32 protein-coding genes and 1 tRNA gene are annotated in these 25,553 nt (G+C 69.9%); 13 read left to right on the forward strand and 20 right to left on the reverse strand.

What is annotated here, in order from left to right; all coding sequences use genetic code 11:
- Positions 1–58: 58 nt before the first annotated feature.
- From ACWGIC_RS01895 to ACWGIC_RS01905, 3 genes are all read right to left on the reverse strand, one after another.
- Complete coding sequence (locus ACWGIC_RS01895; protein ID WP_452073994.1) at positions 59–1,873, reverse strand: carboxypeptidase regulatory-like domain-containing protein; 1,815 nt, start codon at positions 1,871–1,873, stop codon at positions 59–61.
- Between the two features lie 318 nt (positions 1,874–2,191).
- The gene (locus tag ACWGIC_RS01900) at positions 2,192–3,145 is read right to left on the reverse strand and encodes a hypothetical protein (RefSeq protein ID WP_452073995.1); all 954 of its coding nucleotides are present in this window, start codon (positions 3,143–3,145) and stop codon (positions 2,192–2,194) included.
- A gap of 383 nt (positions 3,146–3,528) precedes the next feature.
- Entirely contained in the window at positions 3,529–4,359 is an 831-nt protein-coding gene (locus ACWGIC_RS01905) for a hydrolase (RefSeq protein WP_452073996.1), read from the reverse strand.
- A gap of 567 nt (positions 4,360–4,926) precedes the next feature.
- On the opposite strand from ACWGIC_RS01905, the gene ACWGIC_RS01910 reads away from it, so the two are divergent.
- Positions 4,927–5,808 carry a cyclase family protein gene (locus ACWGIC_RS01910; RefSeq protein WP_452073997.1) on the forward strand — a complete coding sequence of 294 codons (882 nt, stop codon included), beginning with the start codon at positions 4,927–4,929 and terminating at the stop codon, positions 5,806–5,808.
- A gap of 269 nt (positions 5,809–6,077) precedes the next feature.
- Here the strand turns inward: ACWGIC_RS01910 and ACWGIC_RS01915 are convergent, their stop codons facing one another.
- The 7 genes from ACWGIC_RS01915 to ACWGIC_RS01945 are packed head-to-tail and all read right to left on the reverse strand — an operon-like array spanning position 6,078 to position 9,867.
- Positions 6,078–6,695, reverse strand: coding sequence for a DNA-3-methyladenine glycosylase I (locus ACWGIC_RS01915; protein WP_452073998.1), 618 nt, complete (start codon positions 6,693–6,695; stop codon positions 6,078–6,080).
- The gene (locus ACWGIC_RS01920; RefSeq protein WP_452073999.1) at positions 6,676–7,209 is read right to left on the reverse strand and encodes a hypothetical protein; all 534 of its coding nucleotides are present in this window, start codon (positions 7,207–7,209) and stop codon (positions 6,676–6,678) included. The genes ACWGIC_RS01915 and ACWGIC_RS01920 overlap by 20 nt, the downstream gene beginning before the upstream one ends.
- Complete coding sequence (locus ACWGIC_RS01925; protein ID WP_452074000.1) at positions 7,197–7,472, reverse strand: Ada metal-binding domain-containing protein; 276 nt, start codon at positions 7,470–7,472, stop codon at positions 7,197–7,199. Before ACWGIC_RS01925 ends, ACWGIC_RS01920 begins: the two co-directional genes overlap by 13 nt.
- Positions 7,469–8,203, reverse strand: a complete 735-nt coding sequence (locus ACWGIC_RS01930) for a 2OG-Fe(II) oxygenase (RefSeq protein WP_452074001.1) — start codon at positions 8,201–8,203, stop codon at positions 7,469–7,471. The genes ACWGIC_RS01925 and ACWGIC_RS01930 overlap by 4 nt, the downstream gene beginning before the upstream one ends.
- Positions 8,200–8,814 (reverse strand): methylated-DNA--[protein]-cysteine S-methyltransferase, encoded by a 615-nt coding sequence (locus ACWGIC_RS01935; protein ID WP_452074002.1) that lies wholly within the window; start codon positions 8,812–8,814, stop codon positions 8,200–8,202. Before ACWGIC_RS01935 ends, ACWGIC_RS01930 begins: the two co-directional genes overlap by 4 nt.
- The gene (locus ACWGIC_RS01940; protein ID WP_452074003.1) at positions 8,811–9,305 is read right to left on the reverse strand and encodes an RNA polymerase sigma factor; all 495 of its coding nucleotides are present in this window, start codon (positions 9,303–9,305) and stop codon (positions 8,811–8,813) included. The genes ACWGIC_RS01935 and ACWGIC_RS01940 overlap by 4 nt, the downstream gene beginning before the upstream one ends.
- A 49-nt stretch (positions 9,306–9,354) precedes the next feature.
- Complete coding sequence (locus tag ACWGIC_RS01945) at positions 9,355–9,867, reverse strand: methylated-DNA--[protein]-cysteine S-methyltransferase (protein ID WP_452074004.1); 513 nt, start codon at positions 9,865–9,867, stop codon at positions 9,355–9,357.
- Positions 9,868–10,034: 167 nt separating this feature from the next.
- Between ACWGIC_RS01945 and ACWGIC_RS01950 the strand changes: the two genes are divergently transcribed.
- The gene (locus tag ACWGIC_RS01950) at positions 10,035–10,598 is read left to right on the forward strand and encodes an NADPH-dependent FMN reductase (protein WP_452074005.1); all 564 of its coding nucleotides are present in this window, start codon (positions 10,035–10,037) and stop codon (positions 10,596–10,598) included.
- A gap of 160 nt (positions 10,599–10,758) precedes the next feature.
- Here the strand turns inward: ACWGIC_RS01950 and ACWGIC_RS01955 are convergent, their stop codons facing one another.
- A complete protein-coding gene (locus tag ACWGIC_RS01955) occupies positions 10,759–11,046 on the reverse strand; it encodes an aldo/keto reductase (RefSeq protein WP_452074006.1) in 288 nt (95 codons plus the stop codon).
- A 200-nt stretch (positions 11,047–11,246) separates the two neighbouring features.
- On the opposite strand from ACWGIC_RS01955, the gene ACWGIC_RS01960 reads away from it, so the two are divergent.
- Complete coding sequence (locus ACWGIC_RS01960) at positions 11,247–11,426, forward strand: hypothetical protein (RefSeq protein WP_452074007.1); 180 nt, start codon at positions 11,247–11,249, stop codon at positions 11,424–11,426.
- A gap of 210 nt (positions 11,427–11,636) precedes the next feature.
- Here the strand turns inward: ACWGIC_RS01960 and ACWGIC_RS01965 are convergent, their stop codons facing one another.
- The gene (locus ACWGIC_RS01965) at positions 11,637–12,602 is read right to left on the reverse strand and encodes a hypothetical protein (protein ID WP_452074008.1); all 966 of its coding nucleotides are present in this window, start codon (positions 12,600–12,602) and stop codon (positions 11,637–11,639) included.
- 97 nt (positions 12,603–12,699) lie between these two features.
- Positions 12,700–13,587, reverse strand: a complete 888-nt coding sequence (gene sigJ, locus ACWGIC_RS01970; RefSeq protein ID WP_452074009.1) for an RNA polymerase sigma factor SigJ — start codon at positions 13,585–13,587, stop codon at positions 12,700–12,702.
- A gap of 131 nt (positions 13,588–13,718) precedes the next feature.
- Here sigJ and ACWGIC_RS01975 point away from each other — a divergent pair, with 131 nt between their 5' ends.
- The 4 genes from ACWGIC_RS01975 to ACWGIC_RS01990 all read left to right on the forward strand — a co-directional run bounded on the left by ACWGIC_RS01975 (position 13,719) and on the right by ACWGIC_RS01990 (position 17,444).
- The gene (locus ACWGIC_RS01975) at positions 13,719–14,867 is read left to right on the forward strand and encodes a serine hydrolase domain-containing protein (RefSeq protein WP_452074010.1); all 1,149 of its coding nucleotides are present in this window, start codon (positions 13,719–13,721) and stop codon (positions 14,865–14,867) included.
- Between the two features lie 9 nt (positions 14,868–14,876).
- Positions 14,877–16,310: an MFS transporter gene (locus ACWGIC_RS01980; protein WP_452074011.1), complete on the forward strand. Its 1,434-nt coding sequence runs from the start codon at positions 14,877–14,879 to the stop codon at positions 16,308–16,310.
- A gap of 77 nt (positions 16,311–16,387) precedes the next feature.
- The gene (locus tag ACWGIC_RS01985; RefSeq protein ID WP_452074012.1) at positions 16,388–16,882 is read left to right on the forward strand and encodes a carboxymuconolactone decarboxylase family protein; all 495 of its coding nucleotides are present in this window, start codon (positions 16,388–16,390) and stop codon (positions 16,880–16,882) included.
- An 88-nt stretch (positions 16,883–16,970) separates the two neighbouring features.
- A complete protein-coding gene (locus ACWGIC_RS01990) occupies positions 16,971–17,444 on the forward strand; it encodes a carboxymuconolactone decarboxylase family protein (RefSeq protein ID WP_452074013.1) in 474 nt (157 codons plus the stop codon).
- A 362-nt stretch (positions 17,445–17,806) separates the two neighbouring features.
- On the opposite strand, the gene ACWGIC_RS01995 is transcribed toward ACWGIC_RS01990, so the two are convergent.
- From ACWGIC_RS01995 to ACWGIC_RS02005, 3 genes are all read right to left on the reverse strand, one after another.
- Positions 17,807–18,691 carry a sigma-70 family RNA polymerase sigma factor gene (locus ACWGIC_RS01995; protein WP_452074014.1) on the reverse strand — a complete coding sequence of 295 codons (885 nt, stop codon included), beginning with the start codon at positions 18,689–18,691 and terminating at the stop codon, positions 17,807–17,809.
- Positions 18,692–18,903: 212 nt separating this feature from the next.
- The gene (locus ACWGIC_RS02000) at positions 18,904–19,269 is read right to left on the reverse strand and encodes an antibiotic biosynthesis monooxygenase family protein (protein ID WP_452074015.1); all 366 of its coding nucleotides are present in this window, start codon (positions 19,267–19,269) and stop codon (positions 18,904–18,906) included.
- A 31-nt stretch (positions 19,270–19,300) separates the two neighbouring features.
- Positions 19,301–19,972 (reverse strand): NAD(P)-dependent oxidoreductase, encoded by a 672-nt coding sequence (locus ACWGIC_RS02005; protein ID WP_452074016.1) that lies wholly within the window; start codon positions 19,970–19,972, stop codon positions 19,301–19,303.
- A gap of 228 nt (positions 19,973–20,200) precedes the next feature.
- Here ACWGIC_RS02005 and ACWGIC_RS02010 point away from each other — a divergent pair, with 228 nt between their 5' ends.
- The 3 genes from ACWGIC_RS02010 to ACWGIC_RS02020 all read left to right on the forward strand — a co-directional run bounded on the left by ACWGIC_RS02010 (position 20,201) and on the right by ACWGIC_RS02020 (position 21,628).
- Positions 20,201–21,022, forward strand: a complete 822-nt coding sequence (locus tag ACWGIC_RS02010; RefSeq protein WP_452074017.1) for a DoxX family protein — start codon at positions 20,201–20,203, stop codon at positions 21,020–21,022.
- The gene (locus ACWGIC_RS02015; RefSeq protein WP_452074018.1) at positions 21,019–21,369 is read left to right on the forward strand and encodes a hypothetical protein; all 351 of its coding nucleotides are present in this window, start codon (positions 21,019–21,021) and stop codon (positions 21,367–21,369) included. The genes ACWGIC_RS02010 and ACWGIC_RS02015 overlap by 4 nt, the downstream gene beginning before the upstream one ends.
- A gap of 70 nt (positions 21,370–21,439) precedes the next feature.
- Positions 21,440–21,628, forward strand: coding sequence for a hypothetical protein (locus ACWGIC_RS02020; RefSeq protein ID WP_452074019.1), 189 nt, complete (start codon positions 21,440–21,442; stop codon positions 21,626–21,628).
- 586 nt (positions 21,629–22,214) lie between these two features.
- On the opposite strand, the gene ACWGIC_RS02025 is transcribed toward ACWGIC_RS02020, so the two are convergent.
- On the reverse strand, positions 22,215–22,904 hold the full coding sequence (locus ACWGIC_RS02025) for a rhodanese-like domain-containing protein (protein WP_452074020.1): 690 nt from the start codon (positions 22,902–22,904) through the stop codon (positions 22,215–22,217).
- Positions 22,905–23,248: 344 nt separating this feature from the next.
- Between ACWGIC_RS02025 and ACWGIC_RS02030 the strand changes: the two genes are divergently transcribed.
- The 3 genes from ACWGIC_RS02030 to ACWGIC_RS02040 are packed head-to-tail and all read left to right on the forward strand — an operon-like array spanning position 23,249 to position 23,980.
- Positions 23,249–23,497 carry a hypothetical protein gene (locus ACWGIC_RS02030; RefSeq protein WP_452074021.1) on the forward strand — a complete coding sequence of 83 codons (249 nt, stop codon included), beginning with the start codon at positions 23,249–23,251 and terminating at the stop codon, positions 23,495–23,497.
- 7 nt (positions 23,498–23,504) lie between these two features.
- The gene (locus ACWGIC_RS02035; protein ID WP_452074022.1) at positions 23,505–23,630 is read left to right on the forward strand and encodes a hypothetical protein; all 126 of its coding nucleotides are present in this window, start codon (positions 23,505–23,507) and stop codon (positions 23,628–23,630) included.
- A complete protein-coding gene (locus ACWGIC_RS02040; RefSeq protein ID WP_452074023.1) occupies positions 23,588–23,980 on the forward strand; it encodes a tetratricopeptide repeat protein in 393 nt (130 codons plus the stop codon). The genes ACWGIC_RS02035 and ACWGIC_RS02040 overlap by 43 nt, the downstream gene beginning before the upstream one ends.
- A gap of 67 nt (positions 23,981–24,047) precedes the next feature.
- Here ACWGIC_RS02040 and ACWGIC_RS02045 read toward each other — a convergent pair whose 3' ends face one another.
- The 3 genes from ACWGIC_RS02045 to ACWGIC_RS02055 form a co-directional block, all read right to left on the reverse strand.
- Entirely contained in the window at positions 24,048–24,572 is a 525-nt protein-coding gene (locus tag ACWGIC_RS02045) for a hypothetical protein (RefSeq protein ID WP_452074024.1), read from the reverse strand.
- Positions 24,573–25,028: 456 nt separating this feature from the next.
- Positions 25,029–25,343: a hypothetical protein gene (locus tag ACWGIC_RS02050; protein ID WP_452074025.1), complete on the reverse strand. Its 315-nt coding sequence runs from the start codon at positions 25,341–25,343 to the stop codon at positions 25,029–25,031.
- A 136-nt stretch (positions 25,344–25,479) separates the two neighbouring features.
- Positions 25,480–25,553 (reverse strand) — tRNA-Ile (locus ACWGIC_RS02055).

Raw genomic sequence — 25,553 nt, forward strand, 5'->3', positions numbered from 1 at the left:
GAAGGGCGCTCGACGTCGAATCTTCGCCCGCCGAGCGCCCCGCCGTGCTGGAGTGCCGCTACCGCCAGCGGCGCCGGTACGCGCCAAGCACGAGTGCCGCGCCGAGCACCGTCGTGAGGAACGCACCCAGTGCGAGCCACGTGACCTCTACGCCGGTCTCGGCCAGGCCGTGCGACGGCGTGGTTGCCGGTGCTGCCGCGGCCGGAGCCGCGGGCCGGGGGTGGGCAGGTGCGGGTCGGGCGCCGGACGAGGGCGGCCCGGAGTCCGGATCAGGCTGGTACGGGCCGGGCACGACGAAGCACTGGTGAGCGTAGGAATCCAGGGGGTCGATCCCGTTCACGCCGTCCCGGACCACGAAATCGACGGGATAGACCACTTGCCAGGGCCCCACGACCCCTACCGAGTACACGCCTGCCGGGACACGGTAGAAGGTGAAGCCGCCGCCGCGGCCGCTCACCGCACGGGCGGCGATCACTCCGGTGATCTGGTTCCGCAGGTAGATTTTCACCCCGGGCAGAGGGTCGCCCCAGGGCGGTTCAGTCGGATTCTTCCCGCGGAAGACATACAGTCCGCCGGCGATCGCCGGGGCCATGCCGCCGGGAATCGCGGCTGTCGCCCTGACCCCGACCGACCCGTTGGAATACGGTGGCGCACCGATCGTGCAATACGCCCGGAGATAGCCCTCGGAAACCATTTCGCCGGTGATCCGGATCGTCAGGTCGAAAACGCGCTTCTTTCCGGCGGGGACGGCTGCTCCCGGCCCGCCCACGGCCAGGTCTCCGGCAGCGACCTTCCCCTGACCGTTGACCCAGCACGACGCGGTCAGGTTCGTGAGGAGGGCCGTGCCGTTGTTGGCCAGCGTCACCCGCAGGTGCGGGACCTCGTTCTTGCGGTACGACTGGCGGTTGAACGCCATCGAAGCGGCCAGCCGGTCGCCGACTGCGGGCACTCCGCGGGCCAGCACGTCGGGATCGTGAGCCCCGCCGATCTCGACGCGCTGGTCCGGCACGTACCACCCGGCCTTGGTGAACCTAGCCCAGTAGCTGCCTGCCGGCAGGGCGGAGAAGACGAAGCGGCCGCTGTCGTCGGTCGTCGTGCTGTAGCTGAGATCCGGCACGCCGCCGGCGACGTCCACTTTGGCCCCGGCCAGCGCCTCTCCCCGATCCAGCACGCCGTTGCCGTTGGCGTCGCCGTAAACGGTCCCCCGGTAGCTTCCGACCGGGTGCGCGACCGGAACGGAGACAGTGACGGTGTTGTCCGCCGGATCGGCGTCCTTCTGATCGCTGGACACGACAGCAGAGACAGTGATGGTCAACGCGCCCGCCGCAGTGGTCACGTACCCGTCGGCGGAGCCTTCCACCGCCTGTCCCGGCTCGATCGGCACACCGAGGGGAGAGAAGTGCGACCACCAGGTGCTCGAAAGATTCCCGCTGGACACCAGCGAAACCGACCGCGCGGTCACGGTTCCGGTGTTGGTCGCCTTGGCATGGACGGTGATCTGCTCCGTCGCGGTGTAGGAGGGCTTGTCGAACCACACCGACAGCCGGACGTCCACGAAGTCGGCAGCGGAGGCGCTCGGGCGTGGCGTCGTCGACGGAGCTTGAGAACTGGTGGGCTTGGGCGGCTTCGCGGCGGGCCGGGACGTCGTGGACGACGGGGACGCCTTGTCCGGCTCGGACGTCGGACGCGCTGTGGCAGTAGGGGCGGAGGCAGTCGTCGTGGCCGTCGGGGCGGCTGCAGTGGCCGCGGCGGGCGGAGGAGTGGCCGAAGCGGGCGGCGGGGTGCGGTCCGCGAACGCGGTCCCTGCGGGGAAGGCCAGGGACAGAACGAACGCCGACAGCACCGCCGCCGCGGATCTCGATGGTCGTGACATCTGGGACGCCTCGATTCGCCTGGGGGTTTCCTGCTCGCGCACGGCGGGGGCAGTACGGCGGAAACGGTCCCGTACCGTCCCCTCCGCGGCGGGCGTCTTCGCATACAGCCAACTCCCCCGGCGCGTCCGCCGGAACGGCCGTAAGTCACGGTTCCCCGGGACCAACCGCAGGGACCCGGGCACGGTGACATCGGCCTTGCTGTACCCCCGGCGCGCCGGCGGCCGGCAGAAACCGGCCGATTCCCGGGCTCTCTGCCGTAGGCAGCGGGTTTCGAGACGTCCGGAAATCTCTTTCCGGAGAAGAAAAGCCGAACAGGATCAGCGTTGCACGACGCCCCGGCGGTAGTCACGGATCCCGACCACTGCCAGCACCACGACAACCGCTCCGGCGCAGCAGACCTGCGCGAGCACTGCCGCACCGAACGGGATGATCCCGTTCTTCCACACCACGTTCTGAACCACCACCAGCGCGATGCACAGCGCCAGCGCCAGCATCCGTGCCGGACGTGGGCCAGCGCGGTGCCGGAGCAGCAGATACCCGGCCCCGGCGAGCGCGCACAGCCAGACGAGCGGGGACAAACCGGTGATCTGCTCCGGATCGCCCGGCAGGCCGAACCTGAGCGCGAGAGCGGGGGCGAGGATCAGGCTTCCGCCGATGGCCAGCCACCACGGCCGCGCCGGGGGCGCCGGGGCGTCGACGTGGAAAGCCGCCAGCAGCAACACCAGCGGAAGCCACAGCGGAGCGAAGTATCCGACCAGTTCGGGGCTGAGGTCGAAGGAATGCTTGGCCAGGAACCAGATCGCGCCCGCCGCCAGTATCGCGCCGGCGGCGATCCGTGCGGTGCGGCGCCATCCGTCCACCAGCAGTACGAGCGGGATCAGCGCGGCCGCCAGCAGGACGAGGTCCGTGATCAGACCAGACGTCAGCGCCGCGCGGAAGTTCCCGGGGTAGGGGCCGGAGAACGCGAGGAGGAGCCAGAGCGTGCTGCCGAGGTTGCTGGCGGATCTGAGCACGTCCCAGAGCAGACCGAGAAGCGCGGCGTGGCGCACCAGATCTCCGAACGCGACCGCTCGCGCGGGTGCCGCCCCGGCCGCAAACCGGGTGCGGACGCCCAGTGCGAGCAACGCCCACAGTTCGCCCCACAGCGCCCCGCGGGCCCGCTCGCCGTGCAAGTCGAGCAGGGTGCCGACCATCTCGTCGCCGCGTTCGGCGCGATACCAGGCCGGGAGCAGCCGCACCAGCGCGCGGTACTGAGCCTCGGTGCCGATCATGCCCGCCCTTCCGCCGCAGGGGGACGCGACACCATGCTGCCGGCGTTTGCGGCCAGCTGCCGGGCCGCGCTGTCCGCCCTGGTCAGAGGGTGCCGACCCACAGTCGCCCCCGGGCCTCGGACAGCTCCTGGTCCGTCCGCACCGCGATCAGCACCCGGAAGGTCTGTTCGGAGATGCTTCGCTCCACCATGGGTCCACACGTGTCATAAGACGGCAGATAGCGGCTTACGTTGCTTCGTCGGCGAAAGTTCCCGACGCGTCGGCACCGGCTCGCGAGTTCCTAGGTGAATTTGCGGCGGGCACTTCCCTGGAGAGCCGGAGCCTGCGCGCAGCTGACTGCCACCCGCCGCACTCCAGGAATAAGACGCTCCAGCCGAATCCTGTCAGGTCAAGTGGTCGAATTCGCCGCTGACCCAACGGATGTGCGCCTCGGCGGAACGGTGCACGACGTCCTTGGCGTCCGCGTCGATGGTGTCCCCGCCGAGTGTGTACAACCGGTCGTAGGACCAGCCGTCCAGCCGGTCCACGATCCGCCGGACCACCGCGGCGGACAGCGGGATGTGCTTCGGGAAGTTGCGCTGGAACGACACCCAGTTCGGCGCCAGCCCGCCGCTGACGGTGTCGCCAGACAGGATCGTGCCGTCCGGGGTGCGCAGGACCGCGCTGCCCAGCATATGGCCGCCGACCTGGATCAGCTCGACGCCGGGCACCGGCTCGGCGTGCTCCGTCCAGAACTCGATCACGGGGTCGGCGCGGCCCAGCCATTCCCGGCCCGCGGCGTTCACCAGCACCGGAATCCGCCCGAACGCATGGCTCCAGCTGACCTGGGCGGCGAACATGTGCGGGTGGCTGGTCGCGATCAGGACCACCTCGCCGTGCGCCCGAACGGCGGCGAGCGTGTCCGGCTCGATGGAGGTCGGCGGATCCCACAGCACGTTCCCCTGCTCGGTCTGCACGACAAACGACCACTGCCCGATGCCCACCACCGGTTCCCGCCGCAGGCTGCGCACCCCGCGGCCGTGGTCCCGCTGCCGCACCGTGTGCGGTTCGGCGGCGAGCTGTTCGTGGGTGCGCCAGCTCCCGGAGTGCGGGCCCAGGTCGCCGCGCTCCTCGATGCCGACCTCGCCACGGTCCATCACGCAATGCGGGGGCTCCGGGGAACCGGGCTGTTCGATGCCGCATCGGGCACAGATCCACAATGTCATGATCGTCATTCTGAAACCTCGATATAGCTAGAGGTCAACCAGTCGCCCGGGAACTGCGTTGAGCGCGCCTCACAGCCCAACGCGTCCGCGCCAAGCACCTCAAACCGGACGACGACGCCGAATTCTCCGCATCCGTTGTCAGCGGCCAGTCGGAATTCCCCGTGGACGGCCAGTTGCACGGTCAGTGAGCGCAGCAGGTTCGTAGGCCGCGGGGCCGTGCTAGTCATGCCGCGAGGTTGATCGCGCCTCGACCGCCAGTACGGCGCGTTGAACGGCGCGGCGGCACGGGAATCCGTCAGTTGCCGGGGTCGTTGCGGCTCGGTGTCGTGATAAGAACACGTTCTCGACAACGGCGCCTGCGCGTCAGTCTCCTCCTGGTGCGAACGCCCGCTTCTGCCGATGAGCGTGCCAAGAGTCCCCGGGCATGCCCACCATGTTCTCCGGGACCGTCCGCCGCAATCCTGGTCGTGCTCGACGGAGTACCGTCGATCTTGACCCGCGGAACCGCCCTGCCCCTGCGGGGTGGCGCGAGGCGACCGTCGTCCCGGCGGATCGCGATGAGAGGGGCCCGCCCGCATGGCCGATCCGACCGACCTTGACCTGCCGGACAACTGGGGCCGATGGGGATCCGACGACGAACTCGGCACGCTCAACCTCATCACCGACGACGTGCGCGCGAACGCCGCAGCGGCGGTGCGGACCGGTCGATGGGCGTCGCTGGCGCAGCCGATCACGCCCAACCCGATGATCAGCAGCCCGTTCGCGCCCACGACGGTGGACGTCTCTCCCGTGCAGCAGCTGATGTCCCACACCGGGGTCGGCGTGGCGGCCGATCTGATGCTGGTCACGAACCACCACGCGAAGTCGACGCACATCGACGCGCTGGCGCACTGGTCGACCGGCAACGAGGTCTACCCCGGCCGGCCGAGGGATGAGGTCGTGACGGCCGCGGGCGTCACCTTCGGCTCGACGACGGCCTTCGCCGCCGGAATCGTCACGCGAGGGGTTCTGCTCGACCTGGCGGCCGAAGAGCCGCTCCCGTCCGGGCACGCGGTGACCTCGCGCGACCTCGAAGACGCCGAGCGCAGGCAAGGCGTCGAGGTACAGTCGGGCGACGCGCTGGCGGTGCGGTTCGGCTGGCCCGCCGACCCGCTCCTTCCCGGCAGGCCGACCCCAGGCATCAGCCTCGACGCGGTGCGCTGGATGCACCGTCGCGGCGTCGCCCTCTACACGGGCGACCGGGGCGACGCCTACCCGGCACTCGACCCTGATGGACCGTCCCCGCTGCACGGCGTCGCGCTAGGCAGAATGGCGATGCCGCTGATCGACGGCTCACAACTCGACGACCTCGCGGCGCTGTGCGCGGAGCTGAAGCGCTACAGCTTCCTGCTCACGGTCGGCCCGCCGCGCATCCACGGCCTGACCGGCGTCACGGTCAACCCCATCGCCGTGTTCTGATCGCGCAACCGTGTCGATCACCGCAGAAAGCGCGGACCGACCGACGCATTCGCGCCCTTGTGGTCCGTCCGCGTCAGACAGTTCGTCAACGCACTCTTCTGCCGCCGAGCCGCCGAACTGGGCTTGGACCGGCCGGCCCCGGCCGCAGCCCGGCGCACGGAACCCGCGACCGGCGGGCGCGGGCCTGCCGGTCCGCCAGGGACCGGCGACGCCGGGCGTCCGTCTCCCCGGCGTCCGGAAAGCACCGCGCCGCAAGAAAACGTGAGATCTCACGCGGGCCAGATTCCCGAACTCCCCCGCCGGTGCGAGCCGAGCAGATGCGTGTCGACGATGCCGATCGCCTCCATGAGGGCATACATCGTCGTCGGCCCCACAAAAGCGAAACCGCGACGGCGCAGCTCTTTCGACAGCGCGACCGACTCGGCGGACTGCGCGGGAATGTCCGCGAACCGCCGGGGACGGGGCGTGTCCTCGGGCCGGAACGACCACACCAGATCAGCGAGTCCCGTCTCCTCGCGCAGTGCGATTGTGGCCCGGGCGTTGCCGATCGTCGCCGTTATCTTGCGCCGGTTGCGCACGATGCCGGCGTCGGCCATCAAGCGCTCCACATCGGACTCGGTGTAGGCGGCGATTTTGTCCGGGACGAAGTCGTCGAACGCCTCGCGGAAGGCGGGGCGTTTGCGGAGGATCGTCGCCCAGGACAGGCCCGCCTGGAATCCTTCGAGGCTGACACGTTCGAAGACACCTCGTTCGTCGGTGACGGGCATGCCCCATTCGGTGTCGTAGTAGTCGCGCAGCAACGGGTTCGCCGCGGCCCATGCGGGTCTGGCGAGCCCGTCGTCCCCCACGACGACGCCGAGGTCTTCGTCAGGACAGTTCTGCGGCACGCGCCCGCCTCTCGACCCGCGTGAGGGATTCCCTTGCCACCAGCCAAGAATCACCGGCCGCGGTGGCCCCGGCCAGGCCGTCCAGGTGGACGAGGCCAACGAGCGCGAGGGTGCGCGGATCGCCGATCCCGGCAGTCGCCAGAGTGCGTTCCGGGGTCCAGCGGGTCGACCACAGCAGCCGCCGGGTCATCTGCGCCCAGCCGGTCGCCGGGCCGGTCATCACCCACAGGTCGGGCTCCGCCGCGGCGAACCGCGACGCGGGCCGCAGCCAGGACGCCGCGGTCTCGGGCCAGGCGACCGTCGCGAGGGTCCGCCCGCCGGCCCGGTCCCAGGCGGACTCGATCAGGCGCGCGGCCTCGACGGCGTTGGCGGTACGACCGGACCCGATCGCGAGGTCCCGGGCGCCGCGGCTGCGGGCGAGCCGGACGATGGCCGCGACTTCCGCGCCGGTGACGGCCAGGTCCGCGTCGTACGCGGCGGGCGCGGTCAGCAACGGGCTGGTCAGGGATTCCATGGTTCGCCGTTCTCCCGGGCGGTCTTCCAGCTGTGGTAACGGTCCTTGCAGCAGTTCCCGCACGGGCGGAAACCGGCCGCGGCCGCCGTGGTCTCGTCGGCGAAGAACACCCGCTGCCGGACGTAGCCGCCGCGGTCGATCGCGCGCAGCGCGCTGGCGCAGTCGAGCCGGCCGTAGATCCGCGCAGCGCGGTGGCCGCCCCACTTCCCTTTCGCCGGGGACTCGTAGGGGCGGCCGTCCGGGCCGAGCAGCGTATAGCTCACGCCGCGTCGTGGAATACCAGCGCGAGGGTGTGCCGTTCGCCCGACCTGATCGCGGACACGCCGTGCCGGACGGGCGCGGCGGACCAGCCGCGCGCGGACTTGACCGGCCGGTCGCGGGTGGTGAACAGGTAGCCGTGGCCGTGCGGCAGCAGCGTCGCCGTGCCCCTCGACTGGGCGCGCGGGCGTTGTTCCAGCAGCAGGAATTCGCCGCCGGTGTGGTCCACGCCCGGCTCGTTGAGGTTGATCACGACCTGCAGCGGGAACACAAGGTCGCCGTACAGGTCGCGGTGCAGGGCGTTCCAGTCCTTTTCCGCGTAGCGCAACAGGATCGCGGTGGACTTTGTCTGCCCGGCGTCATGGCACATCCGCAGCCACTCGTCGAGGGTGTCCGGCCAGGGGGCGGGCCGGCCGAGCTTCGCCCACCAGTCGCGGGCGATGGGCAGCAGGCGCGGGTACAGCGCCTGTTTGAGCCGTTCGATCGGCTCCGGGTAGGGCGCGTGGAAGTACCGGTACTGGCCTTCGCCGAACCGGTGCCGTCCCATGTCGACAGTGCTGCGGAACAACTCCTCCCGCTGGTACAACTCCCGGATCTCTTCGGTTTCCTTCGGGGCCAGCAGTTGCGGCAGCAGCGCGCCGCCGTATTCGTTGACCTCGGCGGTGATCGCCGCCCAGTCCCCGGACTCGACCCGGTCGCGCCAGCGGTCCTCGTTCTTCTTCCGCGCAACACTCATGCCGCCTCCAGATTCAGCAATGCGGTCTTGGCCGCCGCCCCGCCGACGTACCCGCCGAGCGTTCCGTCGGAGCGCAGCACGCGGTGGCACGGAACGACGATCGGCAGCGGATTGGTCGCGCAGGCGGTGCCGACCGCGCGGACGGCCTTGGGATTGCCGACGAGTTCGGCCATGTCCCGGTAGCTGCGCGTCTCGCCGTACCCGATTTCGGGCAGCCGGGTCTGCACGAGCCGCCGGAATCCGCGCGACAGGGACAGGTCGAGGGGGACGTCGAAGGCCCGGCGGTCCTTGGCGAAGTACTCGTCGATCTCGCGCGCGACGCCGTCCAGCCGTTTCGGCGCGCGCAGGATGCGCGGGCTGAGTTTCCGGCCGAGCGCCTCCAGCACCCGCTCGTGGTCCTCGCTGGCGTACGCCACGCGGACCAGCCCCTTCGGCGTGGCCGCCAGCAGCAGGCCGCCGACTGGGGAATCGACTGTGGTGTAAGCGATGTCGACGAGGTCCGCTCGCTCCGCCTCCCGCTCCAGGCGGCGATGGAGCCGGTCGAGAAGATCCGCGTCCCCGGGCGCCGACGCCAGCGCGACCAGGTCGTCGTCGTTGCGGATGCCGTTCATGAGGATGCTCCTTTCACGGTCGCGCCCGGACGGTTTTTCCTCAGGTTCTTGAGCCCGTCGGCGGCGGCTCTGCGCGCCGCTTCGACGGTGCCGCCGAGGATCTCGGCGATCTCGGCGTGGGACAGCCCCGCGACGTAGCGGTAGGCGATGGCTTGGCGTTGCTTGTCCGGAAGCCCGCGCACCGCGGCCCACAGGTCGTCGCCCTCCGCGCCGGGAAGGGGCTCCGCTTGCGCCGGCTTCTCGGGGATCTCCTCGACCGGCAGCGGATTCCTCTTCGCGGCGCGCAGCACGTCGATCGCCTTGCGGTGCGCGATCGTCACGAGCCACGCCTCGACATTCGCGGTTTCCGGCAGGTCCGGATAGGCCCGCAGGGCGGAGAGGAAGGTCTCCGACCACGCGTCGTCCGCGTCGTGCGGGCCGAGGACGACCCGGCAGACGCGCAGCACGGTCGCCCCGTGCCGGGCGACTACTTGCTCGAAGGGCTGGTGCATGTTCATCCCACTGAAGACGTGTTCGCGGTGGCCAGGATGCGAGCGCCGGTCAGGACAAGTGTCCCGCGTTGGCCGGAACCGGTTTCTCGCGTTCCAGCAGCGACTGCTTGCGCTCCAGCCCGCCCGCGTACCCGGTGAGGGCTCCGGTCGAGCCGACGACGCGATGGCACGGCACGAACACGCACAGCGGGTTCGCGCCCACCGCTCGCCCCACCCGCCGCGCGAGACGTCGATCGCCCAGTTGCTCCGCGATCCGGCCGTAAGTGGTCGTCTCGCCGTGGCGGACGGTCTTCACGATGTCCCACACTGCCTGCTGGAACGCGTCGCCCTCGGCGGCGAGCGGAAGATCGAACTCCCGGCGCCGGCCTGCCAGGTACTGGCGCAACTGCCGGTCCGCCTCGGCCAGCAGCGGGTCCGCCGAGCCGACGACCTCGGGGCCGAACGCCTCCGGCGAGGGCCGGCGAGTGTGGCGGCTGAAGTACAGCCCGGTGACCGCCTCGCCCTCGGCGACCAGAGTGACCGGTCCGAGACTGGTCTCGGTGACGACGTGCCGTGTGCTCATCTGCGTTTCCTCTCTCCTGCCCAGCAGACGCGCGCGGCACTCAGAACGTGAGATCCCCATGCCGGGGAGAGGCAAACGAGGACTGGATGCGGCGCGCACCCTAAGCTTCACGTGATCGCCGCCGGCCCACACCCCGGGCTGGCGCCCCACCGAAAGGAACCCGCTCGATGAGTGACCTCCGGATCGCCGTCATCGTCGGCAGCACCCGTCCCGGCCGCAACGGCAAACAGGTCGCCGACTGGGTGCTGGAGCAGTCCAAGACCCGGACCGAGGCCGTATACGAACTGGTCGACCTCGCCGACTACCCGCTGCCGCACCTCGACGAGGCCATCCCGCCGAGCCGCGGCCTGTACGCCAACGACCACACGAAGGCGTGGGCCGAGAAGATCGCCTCCTACGACGGCTTCGTGTTCGTCACCCCCGAGTACAACCACTCGACCTCCGGCGTGCTGAAGAACGCGATCGACTACCTGTACGGCGAGTGGAACAACAAGGCCGCCGCCTTCGTGTCCTACGGCTCCCTCGGCGGGTCCCGTGCGATCGAGCACCTGCGCGCGATTTCGAGTGAACTGCAGATCGCGCACGTCCGCCAGCAACTGTCTTTCTCGCTGTACACCGATTTCGAAAACTTCACCTCGTTCACCCCGGCGGGACTCCACGAGGAGGCCGCCGTCGTCCTGTTCGACCAGCTCGAGTCCTGGTCCCGGGCGATGAAGACCGTTCGCGCCTGAGCGATCACGGCTCGGCATCCCGTCGCCGCGCGGGGATCGGACGATTTCCGCGCGGCGACGGGATTTCCCGCGGGTGCCCGGGAATCCGGGCGGCTCTCCCGAGTGCCCGGCCCGCGAGGTCCTCGACCGCATCGCGGGCAAGTGGACGGTGCTGATCGCACTACCCGAGCCGCGCCAGCTCCGCAGCGCTGAGCGAAAGCTCCGCGGGCGAACGCCTGATCAGCCAGGCCAGCCCGACCTGCCGCGAGGTCACCCCACGCTCGCGGGCGATGTCGTGGAACGCCGCGAACGCCGGGGCGGGCAGCGCGGCCTGCAGCCCGGCCAGAGAACTCCGTGCCAGCCCGCCCAACGGACTCCACGGCAGGAACGCGATCCCGAGCGACGCGCACAGCCGCAGCTCGGGTTCGGCGTCGCGCACCGCCGGGGAGTAGCGGTTCTGCACGGCCACCAGCCGCTCCCCCCAGCACCTCGTGCGCCTCGACGATCTGCTCGCTGTCCACATGGGACAGACCGGCGGTGCGGATCTTCCCGGCTTCCAGCAGTTCCGCGAGAGCGCCCGCCGAATCCGCCCACGGCACTCGCGGGTGCTCGGCTGTTCCAAGACCGCGGAGTTCTTGCACCGCAACCGACTGCTGCTTCGCGCAGGCGATGGTCCGGGCGCGGGTCGACGTCTCGCTCGTCCCCGAACTCGCCCTGGATCTCGATCCGGACCTCGTCGCCGTGCCGATCCACCCGCCACGCCCGGCCCGCCACCTCGGCATCGTCACCGGCCCCGAGGTCGCCACGCTGACCGCGGCCCTCGAAAAGGAACTTCCGGGCACACCCTGACGGCAGGGTATACCGGGAAGCCGACAGTGGATCGGCGAGAGGCCGCCGACGTGCCGACCCCTCCGTTCCAGGCGCCGCGCGGTCGATTCATTCGCCCCTCCTGGTTGCCTCCTGCTCCTCGGACGCGGACCGGACGATCTTGACGAGCTGACGGGCCCGGCTGGCTCCGACCCCGGGCCGGATGCGCGAGGCGCCAGCGGATATTGGCTTCTAGTGAGCCGAAGGCGTGCCCTCGGCCTGGAACTCCCTCTCGTCGGCGATCAGGGCAGTAAGCAGCCGTTCGTAAGTCGGAGCCAATCGGCGCAGGCCGGCCGCGAGCGTCAGGTCGTCGCGCGCCACGAGCGGAGCCTGCAGGCCACCGACGATGCGGGCCTGTTCCGCGGCGACGGCCGCGCCGGTGTCGAGGCCGAGGGACGCCAGGCAAACCGCCAGGTCGTTGAGGCGGCGAGCGCCGACCCGCACCGCGAACGCCTGCCACAACGTCCTGATCTCGGGATCCAGCCCTTTCTCCGCCAGGACGGCCGTGCGCTCGGCGGCTTCGGCCTGCCCCACCGTTCCGGGCGGGACCTCCACGTCCGTACGGCCGGCCAGCCAGGCCAGTCCGGTGGGCAGGGAGCGCCTCAGCGCCTCCTCCGGGCCGACCCGCTGCCGCTGGGTGAACCGGTGGCGCATCCGATACGGCTGCTCCAGGTAAGGAATGAGCTCTCCGTGCCACGCCGCGGCGAAGGCGTCGACCGCGAGCGTGGCGTACGGGTAGCCCTGCGGGTCGTGTACGAGCACGGTGCTGTCGCTCACCTCCAGCACCACCAGGTAGTGGTCGGCGCCGACCGCTTTGCCCGCCCCGGGTTGGTACGACAGCAGACCGAGCTCGAGCGGCCCCGCCAGCACGGGGCCGTCCTGGCAGGCGCGGCGCAGCCGGTCGAGTGCCGCGGCGGTCGTCCCGCCGTCCAGGCGTTCGCACTCCCAGCCGAGCAGGCCGATCGCCGCGTCCAGCCCGATCTCGGGGTCCCAGCCGAACGAGTCGAACAACGGCAGGCTGCCGCCGATGAGCTGCATTCCGTACGGGGAGCCGGTCACAACCTCGATCACGGGCGGGGGCGGCGCCTCGCCGCCCAGGACCATCGCGAGGGAGTTGGCGTAGCAGTACGGGCCGGAGCCGACATACGGGACAGACATGCTCGGCATCGTGCTGCCTGACACGGTGCGAGGGTCAAGCTCGCCCGGCACCTGTCTCTTCACGTGCCCCTGGCTGCGAGGGAGCCGCTGTGCGGCATCACGGCTCCAGGCGCGTGAGGTCGAGCTGGGCGAGGCGATCGGGGTCGGACAGGATGTCGATGGTGGCGATCCTGCCGTCGGAGATGGTGAAGCTCATGACGGAGATCAGCTGGTCGTCGAGGGTGTTGACCAGTCCGGCGAGGCCGTTGACGAGCGCCGGGCGGGTAGTGGCGCTCGTGGCCATGCGCTGGAAGGTGGCGAGCTGTCCCGCCACGGCCGCGGCGCCTCGGATGACCTTCATGCCGCCGGTGAGCGTTCCGCCGTCGGCGCGCAGCGTCACGTCGGGGTTGAGAACGGACACCAGCGCGGCGAGGTCGCCGCCTCGGGCCGCGGCGAGGAAGGCGTCGACCACCCGGCGCTGGACGCTCAGGTCGGGGTCGGGGTTCGGGGTCGCGCCGCGGACCCGCAGGCGGGCCCGGCTGGCGAGCTTCTTGGCCGCTGTGGGGGTGCGGTCCACGATGGGCGCGATCTGCTCGAACGGCAGGCCGAACATGTCGTGGAGCACGAACGCCAGTCGTTCGGCGGGAGTCAGCGACTCCAGCACGACCAGCAGCGCCAGGCCCACCGAGTCGGCCAGCAGCGCTTCCTGCTCCGGGCCGGCGCCGTCCGCACGGCTGATCACCGGGTCGGGCAGGTGCTCCTCCAGCGGCTCCTCGCGCCGGGACTTGCGTGCGCGGAGCATGTCCAGGCACACCCGGCCGACCACGGTGGTCAGCCAGCCGCCGAGGTTGTCGATGTCCCCCGCGTCCCAGCGCGCCAGCCGCAGCCATGCCTCCTGCACGGCGTCCTCGGCCTCGCTCAGCGAGCCGAGCATGCGGTAGGCGACCGCCCGCAGGCGCGGGCGGTGCCCCTGGAACTGCTCGGCCAGGAACTCATGGGGCGTCACGAGCGCATTCCTCTCGTCTCGGTCAGGTCAGAAAGCTGACCCGGCAAACCAGCGAAACGTGACCGGTCACCTTTCCCCCGGACCGTCCGTCATGCCGGCGACCAACACTCATTCACGAAGGGTTGCCGACGATGAGCAGGACGGATGTCCACGGAACGGTCGCGGGCGGTTTCGAGCAGGTGCGCGAAACGTTCGCCGAGGCGGCCGCCGAGCAGGACAGCCAGGCGGGCGCGCAGCTGACCGCCTACGTGCGCGGCCGGCGGGTGGTCGACCTGTGGACCGGGGACGAAGTGAGCGGCGAAACGCTGACCGGCGTCTACTCCTCCACCAAGGGCGCCTCGACGCTGGTGGCGGCGCTGCTGGTGCAGGAGGGAGTCCTCGATCTCGACGAGCCGGTGGCCCGGCGCTGGCCGGAGTTCGCCGCCGCCGGCAAGGACGGGATCACGCTGCGGGACGTGCTGACCCACCGTTCCGGCGTCATCGGCGTCGACGGCGGGCTGTCGGCCGCCGAACTGGCCGACGACGCGGTGATCGCCCGCCGCCTGGCCGGGCAGCGGCCGTACTGGAAGCCGGGCTCGGCTTACGGCTACGGCGGGTTCGTCTCGTTCGCCATGGTGAACGAGGTGATCCGGCGGGCGACCGGCCAGTCGCTGCAACAGGTTTACGACGAGCGCGTCCGCACCCCGTACGGGCTGGACCTCTACCTGGGGCTGCCCGAAGCCGAGGAGCACCGCTACCGGCCGATCCAGTGGTGGACCGCCACTGCGGAGCAGGAGGCCGCGTTCTGGTCGAACGTGCCCGGCCCGCACAGCATCCTCGGCATCGGGTACGGGCTCAACAGCACGCCGCCCCTGGACCAGACGGCCTTCGCCAACACCCGCGCCGTCCGCGCCGGCGGCCAGGCATCGGCCGGCGGGGTCGGCAGCGCCCGCGGCCTGGCCGGCCTGTACGCGGCGGCCGTATGGGGCATCGACGGACGTCCGCCGCTGCTCAAGCCGGACACCGTCGGCGAGTTCTCCATGCTGCACTCCACCGGCGCCGACCTGGTCCGCGGCGAGCAGGGCAACTACGCGCTCGGCTTCCAGGCCAAGGGCCTGCGCTACCCGTTCCTCGCCGCGAACGCTTTCGGCCACGACGGCTCGGCGGGCTCGGAGTCCTTCGCCGATCCGCTCAGCGGCATCGCCTTCGGCTACACCCGGCGCCGCTTCGGCTTCGGCTGGTCCTACCCCGAACACGACCGGCTGGCCGCCGCGGTCCACCGCGCCGCCACCGCCTCTTGAGGAGCCCGCATGACCTCGCACTCCGAAACCCGCGGCACCGGCTTGGCCCTGCTGGTGATCGCGGCCGCGCAACTGCTGATGGTGATGGACGGCACCATCGTGACCGTGGGCCTGCCCGTCATCGGGGCCGGCCTGCACATCGACGAGGCCGACCTGGACTGGGTCCTCACGGCTTACGCCTTGTCCTTCGGCGGCCTGCTGCTGGCGGGCGGCCGGGCCGGTGATCTGTTCGGCCGGCGCAGGCTGTTCCGCGCCGGGCTGACCGTCTTCCTGGCTGCCTCTCTGCTGGGCGGCCTGGCGGGCGACGCGAGCACACTGATCGCCGCCCGCGTTCTGCAAGGCCTCGGCGCCGCGATCGTCGCCCCGGCCGCGCTGTCCCTGCTCGCCGACACGTTCCCCGCCGGCCCCCGGCGCAACAAGGCACTCGGCGTGTACGGCGCCATGGGCGGCCTGGGCTCGGTCGCCGGACTGCTCCTGGGCGGTGCGCTCACCGAGTACCTGGGCTGGCGCTGGATCATGTTCGTCAACATCCCCATCGCGCTTCTGGTCCTGGCCGGCACGTTCGCCCTGGCGCCCGGCACCCGCGAGCGCGGCGGACTCGACCTGCCCGGCGCGCTCACCGCGACCTTGGCCCTCGGCTCGCTGGTCTACGCGATCAACCGGGCCGGGTCCCACGGCGCGGGCGACGGGCTCGCCCTGGCCTTCGGCGCGTCGGCGGTGGCGCTGCTCGTCGCGTTCCTGGTCATCCAACGCAGTGCGCGCAGCCCGATGCTGCCGGCAGGCGTGCTGGCCGACCGCGGCCGGCTCGGCGCCAACCTGGTCATGCTGCTGATGGGTGCCGGGCAGTTGGCCACCTTCTACTTCCTCACCCTCTACATGCAGACGGTCAAGCAGTACTCCCCCATGGTCACCGGACTCGCCTATCTGCCGTTCGCCGTCGGCATCGGCATCGGCTCCGGCGTCGTCGGGCCCGCGCTGCAGGCCCGTGCCTCCACGCGGACCGTCCTGGCGACCGGCATGGCGGTGGCGGCCGCGGCGATGGGCTGGTTCGGTCTCCTCACCTCGGACCAGAACCCTCTGTTCGTGCTGCTGCCCGCCCAGCTCGCCGGAGGCATCGGACTGGGCATCGGCTTCGTCGGCGCGACCATCGGCGGTGTCCAGGGCGTGGCGTCCCGCGACTCCGGCATCGCCTCCGGCCTGGTCAACACCAGCCAGCAGATCGGCGGCGCGCTCGGGTTGGCCGTCCTGGCGGGCATCGCCGTCACCGCTACCGCGAGCCGTCCGCCGGGCACGCCCCCGCACGACGCGCTCACCAGCGGCTACACCGCCGGCCTGTTCGGCGCGGGCGCGTTCTATCTGGCCGCCGTCCTCGCCGCCGTCCTGCTCTTGCGTCCGCGCCCTGTCAGCCGGAGCGCCGAGCCCGTCGGCAGCACCCCCGGATGACGCCCGTTGCCGGTCACCTTCGACCCGCGGGACGCGTCATAGCAACGAAATACCGCTCAGAAAGGAATCCAGCCACCATGACCAGCACCGAGCAGCACCGCCAGTCGCGCCTGTCCAACCCCGCCGTGCTCGTCCCCGAACTGAAGGACATCGCCGGCCCCCTGTTCAAGGCGACCGGCAACGGCTCCGTCCCGGCGGCCACCGTCAGCCTGCTCCAGCTGCGCGCCGGGCAGATCGTCGGCAACACGTACCTGACGGTCCTCCACACCGGCAACCTCCGCAAGGCCGGCGAAACAGAGGAGCGCATCACCGCCGTGGCGTCCTGGCAGGACGCCCCCTATTTCACCGACGCCGAGCGCATCGCGCTCGCCTTGGTGGAGGCCGTCCTCACCGCTAACCCGACCGGCGAGCGCGTCTCCGACGCACTGTACGAGCGGGCGCGCGAACACTACGACGAGAAGGCGCTCGCCACGCTCGTCATGGCGATCGGCCAGGTCTGCTTCTTCATCCCCCTGGCCCTCATCGGAAAACCGCTGCCGGGCGTGTCGCCGACGGAGCAGTGGAGGCAGTAGCCGACGGACTCGCTCGGGGTGAGGCCACGGCATCCGCGCCTCACCCTGAGCGCTCCCGAATCACCGACTTCTCGAAAAGGAACGAATCATGCAAGCACGAATGACCAACCCCGCCTACCTGGTGCCGGACGCGGGACAAGCGATCCAAGCCCTCTTCCAGGCCATGCGGCAAGACATCGAGGACGGCGTCGTCGCGCCGGCCACGCTGATGCTGGCCGCCATGCGCGGCAGTCAGATCAACGGAGGCAGCGCCTGCCTGTACGCGGACGTCGCCGAGGCCAGGAAGTCTGGAGTCACCGACGATCAGCTGGACTCGGTGGCGGCCTGGCGGCAGTCGCCGTTCTTCACCGACGCCGAACGTGCCGCCCTGGCGTTGGCCGAAGCCGCTGCCCGGATGAACGACCGGACCGCCGACGCCGTCCCCGACGAGGTCTGGGACGAACTCGTCGAGCACTACGACGAGCGGCAGCGCGCGACGCTGATTCTCTGGATGGCCACCAGCAATTTCTTCAACACGGTCAACAACATCATCAAGGCCCCGGCCGGCACCAGCTGGGACTAGGCGAGTCCGGCAATGCCGTGGTCCAGGCGACCACGGCAGGCGGGGCGACCGCTGATCGGCGGCCTGGCGAGCTTGTCGTGACGAGTCGCCAGGCCACGCCATTGCTGGAACACGCCATTGTTCGAACAGGGTGAAGCGGCGTTCGACCGCTTTGCCGCGGCGGCAACCGACCACGTCGACGGCGGCTGGGCGGCCGTCGCGGCGTTCGCGGCTCGCACGCGAGGGACCGGCCTAGTCACCGCGGACGCGGTCGCCGGGCGCGGGCTCGGCCGCCATCAGGCCGAAGCTTCCTGGCGACGCCGAACCGGCCGTCTCGCTCCCGGCCGTCGAGCGCCCCCGGCTCCGCGCCGGGAGCCGCCTGTTCAGCGGGCCGGGCCGAGCAGCACCAGGTCGACGTCCTCCAGGTACTCGGGGTCGGCGAGCAGATCGACGTGGGTGATCCGGTCGTTCGCGACGGTGAAGTCGAAGACGACCCGCGGCCGTCCTCCCGGCGCCCACACCAGACCCGGCACCCCGTCGATGAGCGCGAGTTCGGCGGCTTGGGCCCGCCCGGCGAAGGTCTCGGCCACGCCTTCCGCCCCGCGCACCAGCCTCGACGCGCCGGAGAGCACGGCTGTGCGGTCCGCGCTGATCTCCACGTCGGGGTCGAGCAGCGCGAGCAGGGCCGCGAAGTCGCCTTCCCGTGACGCGGCCCGGAAAGCGGCGACGATCTCCCGCTGCCTGGCGGGGCCGGTCCCGGCTTCCGGGGCCGCCGGGTGCTGCACGCGCCGACGGGCGCGACTGGCCAGCTGCCGGGCCGCGGCAGGCGAGCGGTTCACGATCACCGCGATCTCGCCGAACGGCACCGCGAACATGTCGTGCAGGACGAACGCGATCCGTTCCGCGGGCGCGAGCGTGTCGAGCACCACCAGCAGGGCCAGGCCGACCGAGTCGGCGACGACCACCTCCTGCTCGGGGTCGTCCGCCTCGCCAACGCCGGCCACCGGGTCCGCACCGGAGACGCGCAGCGGCTCCTCGCGGCGCGTCCGGCGCTCGCGCAGCATGCTCAGCGCCACTCGTGCGACGATCGTGGTGAGCCAGCCGGCCACGTTGCGCACGTCCTCCGCGCCGGCGCGGCTGAGCCGCAGCCATGCCTCCTGCAGCGCGTCGTCGGCCTCGCTCGACGAGCCGAGCAGCCGGTAGGCCACCGCCCGCAGATGGTCGCGATGCTGCTGGAACCACCCGGCCAGCAGGTCCTTCTCGTCCATGACGCCGCCCCTCTCGTGCCGTCTGCAACAGATGACAGAACCGATCGCGGAAATGTGACCGGCACCGTGCTGTCGCCACCTCTCGTCGCCGCGCGTCATCAGGGCGGAAGCCCAGGCAATGGAGCGGAGAAAATCCCGCTGTCGTCTGCCGAGGCCGCCGCCCGGCTCGCCGACCCGATCCCCGGCAACAGCTGGAACAAGGCGGCTCGGCACTACGAGGAGGCGGGCTGGAGGTCGACGATGACCTCGTAGATGCTGGGCCGCGCGGTGATGTGCAGGCCAGGGTCATTGAGCAGCCGCTCGGCGCTCTCCTGCCATTCGGGCCTGCCCAGCGCCTCTTCGAGCTGCCTCCCGCTCTCCCAGTGAGCGACGTTGACGTACCTCAGCTCGGCGTCGTCGATCATCGATCGGTGCAGCCGCGCCCGGACGAATCCCGGTTGCCGGGCCATGATCTCGGCGGTCTCCGTCCACAGCGTCAGGAACGTCTCCGACTCCTCCGCCGCGACGGTGAAGGCGTTGATCATGGTGACGGGCTCGTCGACCGGCTTTTCGGTACGGGTGATCGGAAGTTGGTTCACAGTTGCTCCTTTGTGGTCGGTGGGCAGAGGATCAGTTGGCCATGCCGATGACCTGTCCGACCGTGTCCGGCCGGTCGAGCACCGCGAGCATGGCGTGGGCCACGTCGGCGCGTGAGACGTACCGTCCGCCCGGCACGTTCTGTCCCGCGGCAGTCCGGTAGGCGCCGGTCACCGGCTTGTCGGTCAGCTGCACCGGCCTGAGCACCGTCCAGTCCAGGCCGCTGTCGCGCACGTCGTCCTCCATGACGGCCAGGTCGAGGTACTGCGGACGGAGCGCGGCTTTGACGATCGGATACACCAGGTAGCGCAGGAACGGCGTGTCACCGGGATCGTGCCGGGGCGGGTGGGGACGCCCCGGCGAAGGAGTGGTGCCCACCGGGGCGGCGCTCACCACGACCAGCCGACGGATCCTGGCGACCCGCATCGCCTCGATGATCGCCTTGGCGCCCCTGGAGGCCACCCCGGCCGCGGCGTTGTTCGGCGGGCCGAGCGCCGACAGGACGGCGTCGGCTCCTTCCACGGCGGGCAGCAGGGTCGTGACCTCAGCCGCGGCCAGGTCAGCGACTCGCACGACGCGGACAGGTTTCCCGTCCAGCTTGGCCGGATTCCGTACCACGGCCGTGACGTCGTGTCCCTTGGCCAGAGCCTGGTCGAGCAGATGCCGGCCGACGCCGCCGCTGGCGCCGAAGACGGTGAGTTTCATGGACAAATTCCTCCGGGTTCGGTGAAAGGGGGTTGCCGAGGCAGGCGGCCCCGGGCGGCGGCCGAGCCCGTTCCCTCGCCTCCATGACCCGGCGCGCGGCGGATGTGTGACAGCCGGAGCCGGTCACATTCTTCGGATCCCGGGAGTCATGGTCATGACCGGCGGGCGGCCGCCGGTCTGACTCGAGAGGAGTACGCCTTGTCCAAAGGCGCGAACACAATCACGCCGATGCGCGTCCTCGAATCCGGTACCGGCTCCCGCGTTCGCAGCGTCCTCTACTGGGCGACCACGGCGATCGTCGCGCTGGAGTCGGCGGTGGGCGGGGTATGGGACGTGCTGCGGACCGACTACGTCCGTGACGTGCTGGAGAGGCAGCTGGGCTACCCGTGGTACGTGGCCGTCCTCCTGGGCGTGTGGAAGATCCCCGGCGCGCTCGTCCTGGTGGCCCCGCGCTTCCCCCGCCTGAAAGAATGGGTCTACGCGGGCGCGATCTTCGTCTACACGGGAGCCGCGGCCTCCCATTTCTTCGTGGGCGACGTCGGCGCGGGCATCGGCCCGCTCGGCTTCGCCGTCATCACGATGATCTCCTGGGCGCTGCGGCCGGAGAGCCGCCGCTGCCCGGTGCCGCACTCCGCTGCCGATCCGTCTCCGGGCGTTCCGCGAAGCAAGGCGACGACGATCGCTTTCTGGGCGGTCTCGCTGACCTTCACCGGAGCGTTGCTGAGCGGTGGGGTGGCCGACCTGATGCATCGCCCGGAAACCGTCGGAGGCATGGTGGCCCTGGGCTACCCCGGATATTTCCTGTATATCCTCGGCTTCTGGAAGGTGCTGGCGCCCGCGGCGATCCTTCTGCCGGGATTCACCCGGCTTAAGGAATGGGCCTACGCAGGCGCGTTCTTCAACTTGTCCGGTGCCGTCGCCTCTCACCTGGTGTCCGGTTCGGTGTGGTACCACGTTGCCTACACATCGGTTTTCGCGCTGTGCGTTCTCGCTTCCTGGGCACTGCGCCCAGGCGACCGAGTCCTCGGCAGGACAGGACTGCTTTCATGACGATTCCCTCCCTGGAGAGCCGCCCGTTCCGCGCGGTCGCGGAGGTAGCGGGCGGCGAGGTCGGCACCGAGACGACCTTCACCTATCACCAGGACGGCAACGAGATCTGGGGCGACTACGCGGGAGGCTCCGTCCGTCGCGGCTTCCTCGTCGGCAGCGTCGACGGCGACCGCCTCGACTTCCGCTACGTCCAGCTCAACATGGAGGGCGAGACCTCCAGCGGTCACTGCGTCTCCCGCATCACGGTGCTGGCCGACGGACGTCTGCGGCTGGACGAGTCATGGGAGTGGGAGTCCCGCCCGGGGAGCGGAAGCAGCGCGGTGGAGGAGGTCGTCAACGCGACCTGACGGGGTGCTGCGGCGGCGCGGATCAGCAGGTGGGCCGCACAGCCGGTTGAGCTCCGCGACGTCGGTCTTGATGTCCGCGATCACCTGGTCGCCCCCGGTCATGCCGGTCCAGCGGAAGCCCCGTTGCGGGCTGGTGCCGGAGGGGCCGGTGCGGGTCGCCGCCGAGGACGGCATGGCCCGGCGGGCGATCACCCTGCCGGGGACGCACGAATCGGTGCCGGTGTTCGCCACCCGCGCGGCCGCCGGGGACGACCCGTGACAATCCCCGCCGCCCACGGACAAGCGGGGATCCGCCACAGTCTCCCGGCGGTGGCGGATCTGGCGCACCCGCACCCGGCGGAACTCTCTGAGCGAGATTCAACGCGGCAAACAAGAATTCGGCAGGAATGGCCCAGCCATGGTGTCGATCTTCGTAGCGGTCAATCCTTTCTCCCGCGCGCGAGGGCGGTCCGGCGAAGTGCTCGAATTCCTCCGGATAGATCCAGTTCTCCCCGCGCGAGCGGGGGTGGGCCGGTACTGACCGGGTGAGGCTCAGGCCCGCGTCGGCGGCCGCCTCGAAACTGTCATCGATGGCGACGACCTGTCGTCCGGCCGAGTCCCGGAGAGAAGCGGCGATCGCCGCGCGCATCCCACCGGCGCAGTGCACCCACACCGTGCCGTCCTGCACGTACCCGGTTAATTCCGTTTCGGGAATCCGTCGCCGAACTCCGGAACCGTTGCGCCACTCCGAACCGCTCGCGATATCCGCGGTCCTCGTTTCCTGGACCATTGCGTAAACGGTCACCGCCTGGAATGTCGGTAACGAATTTTCCGAAGACTGCGGTTATCTGCCGGTTTTGCTTCCGTCAGCCCTCGCGCACCGCATCTGCGACGCGATCACCGTCATTCTCAGCGCTTTCACTCCCGGGAAGGACGACCGGAAGCCCCGCTTCTTCCCACGCCTCAAGGCCGCCCGCCACGCTGTAGACGGAAGACCGGCCCGCGCGGATCGCCTGCACGCCGCCTTGCGCGCTGCGGGCGCCTGTGCGGCAGACGAAGGCCAGCGGGCCGTCAGGCAGATCCGACAGCGAAGCTGGCAATGTGCTGAGCGCGGCATGAACGGCACCGGCCGGGCGGCGCGCTGCCCATTCATCGTCTTCACGGACATCGACCAGTGTGAGCTGCCCATCCTCGGCGCGGCGACGCGCCTCAACAGGAGACAGGTCAGCGGGCATGCGGCCGTCGCCGGAACTCAGGCTCCGCGCGGGCAGGACCGTCCGGATCGCCTCGTAGTTCGAGGCATGGACGACCGCTATCCGCTGTCCCATCATCGGGCAGACATTCATTGCCTCTTCCCAGTGCCGGGCGGACTCCCATTCCGCCACGTTGACGAGAGAGAATTTGCTCCCCGGAACGATCGTGCGGAACATGTACGTACGGATGAAACCGGGCTGCGCCGCCATCACCTCCGCGGCGTCTTGCCATGCGGCGAGATAAGAGTCTTCCTTCTCCTCATCGATCTCAATCGGAATGATCACGACGTGGCGATTTTCCATCTTCTGCTTCCTCAAGTATTCCAACTATCGGCATGCCGCTCGATCCGGAGCAATTCCCCATGAATGAGGGAACACGACCGAGTCATCGAGATTCCGGCTTTCAGCTGGGGGCCGGAACCATCTGGACGCAGCTTACGCACACGTATCCGCAGGCGACGAATCCTCTTGCTGGACTGGCAAAAAGCTCGGCGTCGTGCGGGGCTTGTGCATGGCTGCGGCGGAGAAGACCTCGTACGGGCCGATGCAGTCCATCTCCTCAACACCGTCCGCCATCACCCGGATGCAACTGGTACCTGCACACGGACAACGCCGCCGGCGCCCTGCTCGTCCCGCGATACCTCCGCATGGCGGACACCCCGCCGGGGAAAATCTTCACCTCGCGCGGGGAAGCATTGGGCCGGCTCGAAACCGAACGCGCGAACCTGGCCGAGGCCTGCCACCATGCGTTCGGCTCCGGCAGGCGGGAGAGGGCCTGGAAACTTCCGCTGGCGTTGTTCGACCTGTGCTACCTCCGCAAGTACCGGTCGGACTGGATCCACACCAGCGGATCCGGCCTCGCCGCCGCGCGCCGCGCCGGCGACCCCAGCCGGTGAAAGCTGGATGCTCGTCACCCTCAGCTTCGGATACTGGGAAATCGGCCGCTATCAGGATGCCTTCGACCTCAGCCAGGGAGCGCTGGCGGCGTGGCGGGAACTCGGCGACCGGCACGGCGAAGGACCACGCTGAGCGACCTCGGCGGCGCCTGCCCGGAACTCGGCCGTTTCCACGACGCGGTCGACTATCTCGGGCAGGTTCTCGAAGCGAACCGGGCCGCCGGCAACCGATGGGGCGAAGCATGGACGCTCACCAGCCTCGTCAACACACTGCGCGATCGCGGCCGCCTCGCCGAGGAAATCCGGTCCTATCTGTACCAAACCGCCCTGACGACGGTGCCAGTACCTCCCACACCGCAGCATACCGCGAGAGAGGAAATCGACCCATTCCGCATCGCCAGCGTGCGATATTCCTCGCCGACCCTGATTGCGCGGCATCGGGTCAGGAACGCGCGATTCTCCCCATTTCCTCGGCGGGACTGAAAGCTAATGGTGGAGTCGGGTACACGACTGCCCCTTTTCGAGCGCTGGTGGCAGTGATGTCGCGGGATCAGTCGTCGGCTGCGACGAGGAGAGTAAGCGAAGCCGCGGCCCGGTCGATGACGACGAGTTCGTGGTAGTCGATATGGATGGGGCCGTAGTCGTGGAGCGCGTCCTCCGCAAGCTGCCCCAGCAGGTAGGTGCTGGTCGCCTTGCGGATGGGGCGGTAGATCTCCTGGCGCAGGCGTGCTTCGAGGGGCTCTGGGACGTTTCCGTGCTGGCTAGCCCAGGAGCGGATGACGTCGACTGCCGTCGCGGCATCGACCGTCTCGTAGTCGTGCGGGGTGATGCGGTGAAGCCACCACTGGCCATGGCGCGGCCAGTCTTGAACGCCGGCTCCGTCGTACGTGTCTCGAAACTGAGGGTGTGCGATCAAGGCCGCTAGTACATCTCGGTCCTCCAGCGCCTCGGTCGGCAACTGGAAATGCTTGGCATCAACCCAGCGGTAGCCATGATGGGATCCCTCGTCGAAGTCGAAGTCTCGGAAGTTGATGAAGAGACTGACCAGATGGACGAGGGCGGGCATCGATTCCATGCTCGTCATCGTAGGTCGCGCCGTGTCCTCGATCCGCCGGAGCGAGCGACCCGGATACGACGTCGCGGACAACGGCGGTGTCGGTTTCCTTGGCCGCGTTCGCGCGCCCGCGCCACCAGGCGGCGGAACTGGCGGTGGTCCACGTCTTCGTCGTCGACGGCTAGGACACAGCTGCGGCTGGCGCGGTCCAGAACCGCATTGCCGGTCGGTCTCCCGCAACACTGTCCGCAGCCGCGACAAGTAGTTGTAAAGCGCGGCATGCGCGCGCAACGGCGGCGTGACGTCCCACACTTGGTTGATCAGCTCGCCGGCCGACTGATCCTTGGCGTTGGCCTGGGAAGGACGTGTTTGTGCCTGGTTCGTCGAAGTATCCGCAAGAATTCCGGCGGGATGCGGTCGCGTTGGCGAGGTCGTCGGCTCGTCCGTTGGCGCAGGTGACTCGCGAGCTGGGATGAATCACGAGACGTTGCGAGCGGAGCGGGAGCTGCGCGCGTTGCGCAAGCGGGTGGCGCGATCTCTTCCGGTGCGGAGATTCGGCCGTTGGCGGAGACATTCGAAATACCGCTCCAGCTCTCGGCACCCAATGTCGGAAGCAACCATCGAGATGTCTTCGTCGTCGAGATAGTTGACCAGCATGGCCACGCTGTCGAGGCAGGCGTCGATCGTGGAGTCGGCACGGTTCTTGGGCCTCGAGTGCGTGCTCCAGCCCGAGACGAACTCCCTGATGTCATCGGGCTCCAGCACCTCCACGGGCACCCCAACGACGGTCATGAAAACAGGCTTACTCGAACAATCCCTTGGGTTACCAGCGCTGTGCTCGTCTCCAGCGCCGCCGCCAAACCTCGCCCCAAGATCGTTTTCACGACTGTTTTCGCAGTTCAGACCCTATAAAAAAGGGAAGGCAGAGTGGGCCGGGTCGGGCTCGAACCGACGGCCAAGGGATTATGAGTCCCCTGCTCTAACCAACTGAGCTACCGGCCC

The organism is Amycolatopsis sp. NPDC054798, from assembly GCF_053611505.1.